This is a genomic window from Variovorax sp. 01N429, assembly GCF_056399425.1.
Genome location: NZ_JBFTRG010000270.1, coordinates 1 through 351, shown reverse-complemented (window position 1 = coordinate 351; position 351 = coordinate 1). Strand labels below are relative to the sequence as shown.

The 351-nt window shown below is 76.1% G+C and carries 1 protein-coding gene; it reads right to left on the bottom strand.

Annotated features, from left to right (window positions below; translation table 11 throughout):
- On the bottom strand, nucleotides 1–351 hold a 351-nt coding region (locus AC1DSF_RS31565; RefSeq protein ID WP_478184243.1), incomplete at both ends, for a carboxyl transferase domain-containing protein.

Here is a 351-nt window from a genome sequence, read left to right as displayed (position 1 = left end):
GCGATCTCCTGCGCGCGCAGGTGCTTCTTCACGGTGAGCGGGTAGTACGTGCCGCCCTTGACCGTGGCGTCGTTGGCGACGACGAGCGCTTCGCGGCCGGCGATCCGGCCGATGCCGGCGACCACGCCCGCGGCGGGGGCGGCGCCGTCGTACATGTCGTACGCGGCCAGCGGGGCGATCTCCAGGAACGGCGAGCCCGGGTCGAGCAGTGTGTCCACCCGGTCGCGGGGCAGCAGCTTGCCGCGCGCGGTGTGCCGGTCGCGGGCCGCCCGGCCGCCGCCTTCGGCGGCCTGCGCGAGCCGCTCGCGCAGTTCGTCGGCCTCGGCGCGGTGCGCCTTCTCGTTGCTCCGG